The sequence below is a fragment of the Chromobacterium piscinae genome, from assembly GCF_021129175.1.
GTDB classification, from domain to species: Bacteria; Pseudomonadota; Gammaproteobacteria; order Burkholderiales; family Chromobacteriaceae; genus Chromobacterium; species Chromobacterium piscinae.
This window is the reverse complement of the sequence record NZ_JAJOHV010000068.1, coordinates 66,619-77,127: the sequence shown is the minus strand read 5'-3', so window position 1 is coordinate 77,127 and position 10,509 is coordinate 66,619. Positions and strand designations below refer to the sequence as shown.

Below are 10,509 nucleotides of genomic sequence, written 5' to 3'. Positions count from 1 at the left end.
TTAGTCCAAATTTGCCGGAATTGGCGATTCAGAATTGTCTCATCGAATTATCACAATGCTTTTCACAAAAAGTCAAAAAGGCACTGAATAAATGGTTTTTCAAAAAAGCCTGACACGGGAATTGACTTTAACCGCGCTGGGCGTATTCGTCGTGCTCCTCGCCATCATTGTTTCCACCCAAGCGATCAATCTGCTGGGGCGGGCGGCGGAGGGGCAGATCGCAAACGAGGCGGTCACCGCGCTGATCGGTTTCTGGACATTGGGATTTTTCCCGGTTCTGATGATCCTGACCGTATTCGTCAGCGTGCTGGTCGTGCTCACCCGCACTTGGCGCGACCATGAGATGGTGGTCTGGCTGTCCGCCGGCCTGTCGCTGCGCGACTGGGTCTGGCCCATCATGCGCTTCACCGTGCCGCTGGCCATGCTGATCGCCGGCGTGACGCTGTTCGTCGGCCCCTGGGCGGACCAGCGCAGCCAGGATTACGCGGAAATCATCAAGCGCCGCGAAGAAATCTCCGCAATATCGCCGGGCGTGTTCAAGGAATCTGCATCGTCCAGCAAAGTGTATTTCATTGAAAATTATTCCGGCCTGCACAGCGCCGCCACCAATATCTTCATGCAGGATATGACCGACGGCAAAGTGAGCTCCATTTTCGCCAAGCGCGGCTATATTTCGATCAAGCCGGACGGCGAGCGCGTGCTGGTGCTGGAAGACGGCAAGCGCTATGTCGGAGAACCCGGGCAGGCCGATTACCAGATAGGCGATTTCAAGCGTTACACGGCCAGCCTGGGAGACAGCCAGGCCTCGACCGGACCGGCCAGCAACCGCCAATCCATCCCCACCAGCGTTCTGCTCGCCGGCAGCGGCAACCCCGAATACCGCGCAGAACTCGCCTGGCGCCTTTCCATGCCGATCAGCTGCATCCTGCTGGCGCTGCTGGCGCTGCCGCTGTCCTATTACAATCCGCGCAGCGGCCATACCTACAATCTGCTGTTCGCGCTGTTGGTCTTCTTCGTCTATCAAAACGGCCTGACCCTGACCCGAAACTGGGTGGGCCAGGACAAGGTGGGCGTCTGGGCGGTGGCGCTGGTGCACGCGCTGCTGCTGCTGGCGGCGCTGCTGCTGCTCAAACACCGCGACCGTCCGCAGGCGCCTTTCTCGCACTCCCTGCGCCTGATGTTCAGCAAGAAAAGCTAAGCCACCACGTCGATGAAACTCATACACCGCTACATCATCAGCACCCTGACCCAGTCCACGCTGTTCACCTTGCTGGCGCTGCTGGGCCTGTACGGCTTTTTCGATCTGCTGGGCGAAGTGCCCGCCCTAGGCACCGGCACCTATACCGCCAGCGTGATGGCCACTTATGTGGCGCTGCTGGTCCCCGGCCACGCTTACGAACTGATGCCGCTGGCCGTGCTGATCGGCGGCATGGTGGCGATGACCCAGCTGGCCAGCTCCAGCGAATACACGGTGATCCGCACCTCCGGCGTCACGCTGGGCCAGATCGCCGCCACCCTGCTGAAGTTCGGCCTGGGCTTCGCCGTGCTCACCATTTTGCTGGGAGAGTTCGTTTCGCCGTGGGCGATGCAGGAGGCCGAGCGCACCAAGCTGACCGCCACCCACTCCATCGTCGCCAAGGAGTTCCGCTCCGGCACCTGGGTCAAAGACAACCAGAATTTCATCAACGTGCATGAAATGCTGCCGGACAACACCCTGCTGGGCATCCGCATCTACACCTACGATCAGGACTTCAAGCTGGAGCGCACCCGGATCGCCGAGCGCGGCACCTTCTCCAAGCAGGACCGCAGCTGGAATCTGGAAAACGTCAAGGAAACCGTGCTGACCGCCGATCACACCGTCAGCAACGCCTACCCGGCGCTGAAATGGAAATCCATCATCGAGCCGGAAATCCTGTCGGTGCTGCTGGTGGTGCCTGAACAAATGTCGGCGCACAACCTGCTCACCTACATCGAGCACCTGAAGAAGAACAAGCAGCAGACCCAGCGCTACGAGATCGCGCTGTGGAGCAAACTGTTCTACCCGCTGGCCTGCATTTCGATGGCGCTGGTGGCGCTGGCCTTCACGCCGCAACAACGCCGCCACGGCCAATTGGGCATCAAGCTGTTCGCCGGCATCTGCCTGGGCGTGACCTTCCACTTCGTGAACCGCCTGTTCGGCCACCTGGGCTTGCTGTACGACTGGAACTCCATCCTGTCCGCCACCTTGCCCACGCTGATCTTCTTCCTGGGCGGCATCGGCATCATCGCGAAACAGGAAAGGCGCTGACATGACGCTTGCGGCCACTCCCCTGCAGCGCTGGCGGCAGACGCTGGCCGACAAGCGACAACAACTGGCCGACGCCTACCGCGCCGACCGCGACGCGCCGGCCTTCCTGCGCCATTACAGCCAGGCGGTGGACCAGGCGCTGGCCGAGCTATGGCGCGAGCAGGGCCTGGACGAACTGGCCACCCTGGCGGCGGTGGGCGGCTACGGCCGCGGGCAGCTGTTCCCCAGCTCCGACGTCGACATCCTGATCTTGCTGCCCGACCAGCCATCCGCCGAAACCAACGACAAGGTCAGCCATTTCATCGGCCTGATGTGGGACATCGGCCTGGAAATCGGCCACAGCGTGCGCACGATGGACGAATGCCTGCGCGAAGCCGCCGGCGACATCACCATCGAAACCAATTTGCTGGAAAACCGATTGGTGGCCGGCCCGGCCGAGCCCTGGCGCAAGCTGATGACGCGGCTGGAGGCGCAGCGCGACCCGCTGGCCTTCTTCGAAGGCAAGACGCTGGAGCAGCAGCAGCGCCACACCCGCCACTTCGGCGTCAGCAACAACCTGGAACCCAATCTGAAGGAAAGCCCGGGCGGCCTGCGCGATCTGCACACCATCCTGTGGATCAGCAAGGCGGCAGGGCTGGGCGACAACTGGGACTCGTTGGTCCGGCGCGGCATCCTCACCCTGGCCGAGGCGCGGCTGATCAAGCACAGCGAGGAGCAACTGCAAAAGCTGCGCATCGACCTGCACCTGCTTGCCCGCCGCCGCGAAGACCGGCTGATCTTCGACCTACAGCAACAGGTGGCGCAGGCCTGGGGCCTGTCCGACACCCCGGCCAAGCGCGCCAGCGAGCAACTGATGCAGCTGTATTTCCGCGCCGCCAAAACGGTGAACCAGCTCAACGGCATCCTGCTGCCCAATCTGCGCGGCCGCATCTACAGCCAGGTGCCGCGCGTCACTCAGCACATCAACGAATACTTCCACGCCGTCAACGGCATGCTGGGCATACGCGAAGTCAATGTCTTCGACAAGCACCCGCACGCGATACTGGAAGCCTTCCTGACGCTGCAGCGCCACCCCGAGCTGTCCGGCTTCGCCCCGCGCATGCTGCGCGCGCTGTGGCACGGCCGCAGCCAGATCAACGACCGCTTCCGCCAGGATCCGCGCAACCGCGCGACCTTCATGCAGATCTTCCGTGAGCCCGCCGGCCTCACCCGCACGCTGCGGCGGATGAATCTGTACGGCACCCTCGGCCAGTACCTGCCCAATTTCGGCCAGATCGTCGGCCAGATGCAGCACGACCTGTTCCACGTCTACACCGTGGACGAACACATCCTGATGGTGGTGCGCAATCTGCGCCGCTTCGCCATCAGCGCCTACAACCATGAATACCCGTTCCTGTCGCGGCTGATCAACGATTTCGAGCGGCCGGAAGTCCTGTATCTGGCCGGCCTGTTCCACGACATCGCCAAGGGCCGGGGCGGCGACCACTCCCAACTGGGCATCGCCGACGCCGAGGCCTTCTGCCGCGACCACAGTCTGCCCCCGGAAGACTGCGAACTGGTCGCCTGGCTGGTGGGCCAGCACCTGACCATGTCCAGCATCGCGCAGAAGCAGGACATCTACGACCCGGAAACAGTGCAGCGCTTCGCCGACCTAGTGCAAACGCCGCGCCGGCTGGCTGCGCTCTACCTGCTGACCGTGGCAGACATCCGCGGCACCAGCCCCAAGGTGTGGAACACCTGGAAAGCCAAGCTGCTGGAAGACCTGTACCACGCGACGCTGCGCGTGCTGTCGCGCGGCGGCGAGATAGACCTCGCATCAGAGCTGGAAGCGCGCAAGAACCAAGCCCGCGCCCAACTGCGGCTGCATGCGATACCGGACGGCGCCGAGGCCGGCCTGTGGGCGCAGCTCGACACCGTCTACTTTCTGCGCCACGAGGCCAAGGAAATCGCCTGGCACGCCCGCGTGCTCAACCGCCAGCTGTCGCCCGACCTGCCGCAGGTGCGCGCGCGGCTGGCCGACGACCACGAAGGACTGCAGGTGCTGATCTACTCGCCCGACAAGCCGGAGCTGTTCGCCCGCGCCTGCGCCTTCTTCGGCCGCACCAACTACAGCATCGCCGACGCCAAGGTCTACACCACCCGCCACGGCTACGCGCTGGACACCTTCCACGTCTTCGTCCCCGAGCATCACGACGGCGACTACCGCGACATGATCAACTTCATCGAGTTCGAACTGGCGGCGGCGCTGGCCGCGGACCAACCGTTGCAGCTGCCGCCGCAAGGCCGGATCAGCCGCCACTTGAAGCACTTCCCGATCACGCCGCAGGTATCGATCCGTCCGGACGACCGGGACAACGACTTCATCCTATCCATCGTCGCCGGCGACCGCCCCGGCCTGCTCGCCCGCATCGCCAAGGTGCTGGCCGATTACCGGCTCAATGTCCAGTCCGCCAAGATCATGACGCTGGGCGGCCGGGCGGAGGACTCGTTCCAGATCTCCGGCGCCGCGCTGAAGGACGACAAGACCTCGCTGGCGCTGGAGGCGGCGTTGATCGCCGCGCTGCGGGTCTGACATCAATCTGATTTGAATATTTCGCTTGCGGCGTTACCATTGCATTGCACAATGCAAGGAGCATGAATTGAGCGAGATTCTGCTGGACATTCCCGACCAAATCGCAAGCGAACGCCTGATCATCCGCAGCCCGATGCCGGGAGACGGCCCCGCCGTTTATGCGGCGGCGGCGGCGTCGCTTGATGCGCTGCGCGCCTTTCCCGCCTCCATGCCCTGGGCAATGGAGGAAGTGTCGGTCGACAGCTTGGAAACCTTCTGCCGTCAAAGCCGGGTCGATTATCTCGCCCGCAAAGGGCTGACGATGCTGCTGTTTCTGAAGGACGGCGGCCACTTTGTTGGAGTCAGCGGGTTGCATAAACTCAACTGGAAACATAAACAGACCGAGCTCGGCTACTGGTGCCACAGCGAACTCCAAGGCCTGGGACTGATCAGCGAAGCCGTCCGCGCCATCTGCGCATTCTCCCAACAAGAACTCGGCTTGCGCCGTATTGCCTGTCTCGCCGGCGTTGAAAACCTGAGTAGCCGAAGAGTGGCGGAACGCGCCGGCTTCCAACTGGAAGGCATCCTGCGCAACGAACGCATCGCGCCGGGCGGCAGCCTGCGCGGTAGCGCGCTCTACGCGCTGGCCAACTGAACTCAAAAAACTTTATTGGCCGCGGAGCCATACAAAATGGCAAGGACCAGGCCGCAAGACCATGGCCCAACTTGCCTTCTTGCCGCAGCCATGAACCCCGCTTTATGGAAAATCGACGATGAAATCACACAAACTGAGCCAACCCGACTCCTGGCTGCGCTACCACGACATCCCCGGCCAAGGAGCGCCGCTGGTCATGCTACACGGCCTTGGCTGCTCATCATCCTTCGACTACCCTCGCCTGCTTGCAGGACCCGGCCTGATCGGCCGCCGCGCGCTGCTGGTGGATCTACTCGGTCACGGCTTCAGCGACAAGCCGGAAGATTTCAGCTACACCCCCGGCGCCCAGGCGCAAATCCTTGCGCAATGGCTAAAGGCCCTGGACCTGCGCGGATTCGATCTGTTTGCCCACAGCATGGGGGGCAGCATCGCCATTGAACTGGCCACTCTTCTGCCGAACGACATCCGGCATCTAGTGTTGGCCGAACCGAATCTAGACAGCGGCGGAGGCACCTATAGCCGCGCGCTGGCTGCCTGGGACGAGGTGGACTATGTCGCCCGCGGCCACCAGGACATCATCAATGCCTTTGGTGCCGACAACCCAAACTGGGCCGGCAATATGGCCGTCGCTTCGCCATTAGCCGTTCACCGGGCGGCACAGGGACTCGTCAACGGCGGTCCTGTCAGTTGGCGCGAACAATTGCTGGAACTAACCATGCCGCGCTGTATCATCTTTGGTGAAAAATCGTTGCCCCATCCGGATACCGAATGGCTTCCACGGCACGGCATCGCCACCCAAGTCGTAGCCAACGCAGGCCACTCGCTGGCCTGGGACAATCCCGCCGGCCTTGCCGAGGCGATTGCCGCCGCGCTGGATTGAGAATGATGCTTTGACCAATTTCAATGCCGAGGCTATGCTGCAAGCCTGATGTTACGTTAACGTAAGATGAATCATGCTCTACTTCGAAGACCTTAGGCCCGGCCAGCTTTTTTTAAGCGCCGAACACACGCTGAGCGAGCAGGAAATCATCGCTTTCGCCCGCCAGTTCGACCCCCAGCCGTTTCATACCGATCCGGAGGCCGCCCGCCAGACCTTCTTCAACGGCCTGGCCGCCAGCGGCTGGCATACCAGCAGCCTGTCGATGCGGCTGGTGGCAGAGTCTGAACTGGGCCGCGCCGCCAATGGCCTGATCGGCATGCAGATCGACAAGATGCGCTGGCCGCAGCCTAGCCGCCCCGGCGACACGCTGCAGGTGGAAGTGGAAGTGCTGGACAAGCGCCGCTCAAGCAGCCAACCCGGCTTCGGCGTGGTCAAGGTGAGCTGGACCACCCGCAACCAGCGCGGCGAGACGGCGATGCAGCTGGAGTGCGCGATCTGGCTGCAATGCCGCAGCAGGGCCGAGGCCGCCTCGCCGGAATTGGCCGGCGCCAAGTAACAGCAGACATGAAAACGGCCGCGCAGCGCAAGCCCGCGGCCGTTTGTCGTTTCAGATGCCGGCTCAGCGATAGACCTGGATCATCTCCACCTCGCGCAGCGCCGACAGCGTCGCGCCGCCGGCGTAGCTGACCGAAGACTGCAGGTCCTCCTGCAGTTCGCGCAGCAGCTTGCCCATGCTGCCCTTGTACTCGACCAGGATCTTCTTGCCCTCGACGTTGACGTAGGCGCCCTTATTGAACTGCGAGGCGCTGCCGAAGTATTCCTTGTAATGCTTGCCGGCGATTTCGACGATGTCGCCCGCCGATTCGTCGTAGCCGGCGAACAGCGAACCGGCCATCACCATGGTCGCGCCGCAGACCAGCGCCTTGGCGATGTCGCCGTGCTCGACGATGCCGCCGTCGGCGATCACCGGGATCGTCACCGCGGCCACGCAGTCGCGCACGGTGGAGACCATCGGGCGGTGGAAGCCGGTCTTGTTCTTGGTGATGCAGACGCGGCCGCCGGCGATGCCGGCCTTGATCGCGTCGCAGCCCCAGGCTTCGAGGTCGCGCGCCGCTTCGGCGGTGGCGACGTTGCCGCCGATCAGGAAGGTGTTGGGGAAATGCTGCTTGATGTGCTTGATCATGCGCTCGGCCTTCACGCACCAGGCGTTGGCGATGTCGAGCGTCATGTATTCGGGGCTCAGGCCGGCGGCTTTCAGCGCGTCCAGCTGCTCGTAGGTGTCGTCATTGACGCCGACGCTGATCGACGCGAACAGGCCCTGCTCCTGCATGTAGCGGGTGAAGGCCACCGCGTCGACATTGAAGCGGTGCAGGGTGTAGAACCAGCCTTCGCGGGCGAACAGCTCGCAGGTTTCGGCCGAAACCACCGACTTCATATTGGACGGATAAACCGGCATCGCGAAACGGCGCGGGCCGAACTGCACGGAGGTGTCGCACTCCTTGCGGCTGTCCACCACGGTTTTCTTCGGCACCAGGTATACGTCGCCGTAGTTGAGTTCGGTCTTGATCATGCGTGTGCTCCCACAAAAACAGGTTTGGATGAAAAAAACAGGGGCCCCAAACAAAGACGGGAGCCCTATTGGCTCCCATTTGCAGCTACCCCTGCGACGCCTGTCTTCGGCTCGCACGCAGTTACGAAGCAAAGCTACGCGCATTGAATCTCGACGTCAAGAGTCTGCGCGTAAAAATTTTCGCTACTTGTCGCACCAGGCCGCCGGATCGTCTCCCAGCCAGCGCAGTATCGGCAACCAGGCTTCGCGGTCCCGCTCGGTGCGCGAAGCCGGCAGATCGAACAAGGACATCCCCGCCGAAGCCGCCTGCACGTAAAGCTGGGTGTCGCGCAGCCAGCTGAGTACCGGCACGTCGTGCCGCGCCAGGAATTGCTCCAGCTCGCGCGCGGAACGGGTGCGCGGATCCACCCGCATGCCCACCACCGCCATATAGGCTTTGTTCTTGCGGATGGATTTTTCCTCCAGCATCTGCTCGAAGAAGGCCTCGCTGGCCCACTCATCGAACGGCGACGGCTGGATCGGCACGATCACATGCCCCACCTGCGACAGCAGCGAGCTCAGTTTCTTGCCGTGCAGGCTGGCCGGGCTGTCCAGCACCACCACCTCGGTGCCGCGGGGCGGGCGCTTGGGCTCGTTGGCGGCCACTTCCCAGCCGGAGATGCCGGGCAACGCGTGATCGCGCCGGGCCAGCCAGTGCAAGGAGGTCTGCTGGCGGTCCACATCTCCCAACATCACCTTCTTGCCACTGGCTGCGTAATAGGCGGCCAGATTGGTGGCCAGCGTCGACTTGCCGCTGCCGCCCTTGGGATTCGCTATCAATACCGACCTCACCCTCGCCTCCTTCGCCTTGCGCTTGACCCGGACCACTATACCAGAGTCATCGCCCTTGCCGGCAGCCTGGGAAAACGATAGTTTCGGATAGAAAGGAGAGGGAATGAACCGTAGTTTCGACGCCCTGCTGTTCGACATGGACGGCCTGATGCTGGATACCGAGACGCTGTCCTGCGTGGCCACCCGCCGCGCCGGCGCCGAGCTGGGCATACAGATAGACGACGCGATGCTGATGGGGATGGTGGGCTTGTCCGAAGCCCGCTGTACCCGCTATATCGCGGAATACCTGGCAAACGAGGAATTGGCCGCGCAGCTGCAGCAGACCAGCCGCGCCGGCTACCGCCGCATGCTGGAACACGAGGAGATTCCGCTCAAACCCGGCATCGTGGAGCTGCTGGACTGGGCGGGAAACCAAGGCATCCCGCGCGCGGTGGCCACCTCCACCCGCCGCGCGGTCGCCGACGTCAAGCTGGCGCGCAGCGGACTGGCCCGCTATTTCCGGCACACTATCGCCGGAGACGAAGTGGCCCGCACTAAGCCTGAGCCGGACATTTACCTGGCCGCCGCCGCGCTGCTGGGCGCGGCGCCGGAGAGCTGCATCGTGCTGGAGGATTCGCCGTACGGCATGCAGGCCGGCGTCGCCGCCGGCTCCAGGGTGATCCTGGTGCCGGACCTGATCGAGCCGTTGGAAACGCAGCGCGCGCAGGCGCTGGCCGTCTGCGGCGACCTGCATCAGGCGCTGGCGCTGTTGCGAACTCTGTAATTGGCGGCGGGAGGCCTCCGGCCTCTCCCGCGCTAGCCGTGGCCGCGGATGCGCGCGATCAATTCGTCCAGCACGTCCTCGGACTGGTCATGCCCCACCTGGCAGGTGCCGGCGGCTTCGTGGCCGCCGCCGCCGTATTGCAGCATCAACGCGCCGATATTGGTGCGCGAAGTGCGGTTGACGATGGACTTGCCCACCGCGAACACGGTGTTCTGCTTGTTCAGCCCCCACATCTGATGGATGGAGATGTTGCAGTCGGGGAACAGCGCGTAAATCATGAAGCGATTGGTCGGGTAGATGGTTTCCTCGTGCAGCAGGTTCAGCACCACTACATTGCCATGCACGCGCGAACAGCGGCGGATCTGCTCCTTGGCCAGCGTCTCGTACTGGCGGTACAGCGCCACCCGCTCCTGCACGTCGGGCAGCTGCAGGATCTCGTCGATGCCGTGATTGCGGCAGTAGCCGATCAAATCCATCATCAACTGGAAATTGCTGACCTTGAACTCGCGGAAACGGCCAAGGCCGGTGCGGGCATCCATCAGGTAGTTCAGCAGCACCCAATCCTTGGGATCCAGGATTTCATCGATGGAAAACTGGGCCGAGTCCGCCTTGTCCACCGCCGCCATCATTTCGTCGCTGATGCCGGGAAACGCCTTCTTGCCGCCGTAGTGGTTGTACACCACCCGCGCCGCCGACGGCGCGCGCGGATCGATCACGTAGTTGTCGACGTCGGTGGCGTTGCGCAGCGTCTCCGACAGATGATGGTCGAACACCAGATGCGCTTTGGCGACGTATGGCAGGTTGGTGGTGATGTCGTCGCCGGTGATTTCCACCTTGCCGTCCTGCATGTCCTTGGGGTGGGCGAACATCACCTCGCGGATCAGCTTGAGCTCGTTGAGCAATACCGCGCACACCAGTCCGTCGAAATCGCTGCGCGTCACCAGGCGGTACTGTTTCTGCTGCGTCATCTGC

10 protein-coding genes are annotated in these 10,509 nt (G+C 63.1%); 7 read left to right on the top strand and 3 right to left on the bottom strand.

Annotation, left to right across the window (positions count from 1 at the left end):
- The first annotated feature begins 91 nt into the window (after nt 1-91).
- The 6 genes from lptF (at nt 92) to LQR33_RS17500 (ending at nt 6,929) form a co-directional block, all read left to right on the top strand.
- A complete protein-coding gene (gene lptF, locus LQR33_RS17525) occupies nt 92-1,198 on the top strand; it encodes an LPS export ABC transporter permease LptF (protein ID WP_231469892.1) in 1,107 nt (368 codons plus the stop codon).
- Nucleotides 1,199-1,210: 12 nt separating this feature from the next.
- Entirely contained in the window at nt 1,211-2,287 is a 1,077-nt protein-coding gene (gene lptG / locus LQR33_RS17520; protein ID WP_166438273.1) for an LPS export ABC transporter permease LptG, read from the top strand.
- 1 nt (nt 2,288) lies between these two features.
- Nucleotides 2,289-4,859: a [protein-PII] uridylyltransferase gene (locus tag LQR33_RS17515; protein ID WP_231178903.1), complete on the top strand. Its 2,571-nt coding sequence runs from the start codon at nt 2,289-2,291 to the stop codon at nt 4,857-4,859.
- A 67-nt stretch (nt 4,860-4,926) separates the two neighbouring features.
- Nucleotides 4,927-5,493, top strand: coding sequence for a GNAT family N-acetyltransferase (locus tag LQR33_RS17510; protein WP_231469890.1), 567 nt, complete (start codon nt 4,927-4,929; stop codon nt 5,491-5,493).
- A 118-nt stretch (nt 5,494-5,611) separates the two neighbouring features.
- Nucleotides 5,612-6,373: an alpha/beta fold hydrolase gene (locus tag LQR33_RS17505; protein ID WP_166438270.1), complete on the top strand. Its 762-nt coding sequence runs from the start codon at nt 5,612-5,614 to the stop codon at nt 6,371-6,373.
- A gap of 73 nt (nt 6,374-6,446) precedes the next feature.
- A complete protein-coding gene (locus LQR33_RS17500; protein ID WP_166438269.1) occupies nt 6,447-6,929 on the top strand; it encodes a MaoC family dehydratase in 483 nt (160 codons plus the stop codon).
- Between the two features lie 63 nt (nt 6,930-6,992).
- Here the strand turns inward: LQR33_RS17500 and LQR33_RS17495 are convergent, their stop codons facing one another.
- Nucleotides 6,993-7,943: a GMP reductase gene (locus LQR33_RS17495; protein ID WP_231469888.1), complete on the bottom strand. Its 951-nt coding sequence runs from the start codon at nt 7,941-7,943 to the stop codon at nt 6,993-6,995.
- Nucleotides 7,944-8,126: 183 nt separating this feature from the next.
- The gene (locus LQR33_RS17490) at nt 8,127-8,774 is read right to left on the bottom strand and encodes a ParA family protein (RefSeq protein ID WP_166438267.1); all 648 of its coding nucleotides are present in this window, start codon (nt 8,772-8,774) and stop codon (nt 8,127-8,129) included.
- Nucleotides 8,775-8,877: 103 nt separating this feature from the next.
- Between LQR33_RS17490 and LQR33_RS17485 the strand changes: the two genes are divergently transcribed.
- The gene (locus LQR33_RS17485) at nt 8,878-9,537 is read left to right on the top strand and encodes an HAD family hydrolase (RefSeq protein WP_231469887.1); all 660 of its coding nucleotides are present in this window, start codon (nt 8,878-8,880) and stop codon (nt 9,535-9,537) included.
- Nucleotides 9,538-9,569: 32 nt separating this feature from the next.
- Here the strand turns inward: LQR33_RS17485 and LQR33_RS17480 are convergent, their stop codons facing one another.
- Nucleotides 9,570-10,505: an exopolyphosphatase gene (locus LQR33_RS17480; RefSeq protein ID WP_104947526.1), complete on the bottom strand. Its 936-nt coding sequence runs from the start codon at nt 10,503-10,505 to the stop codon at nt 9,570-9,572.
- Nucleotides 10,506-10,509 lie beyond the last annotated feature (4 nt).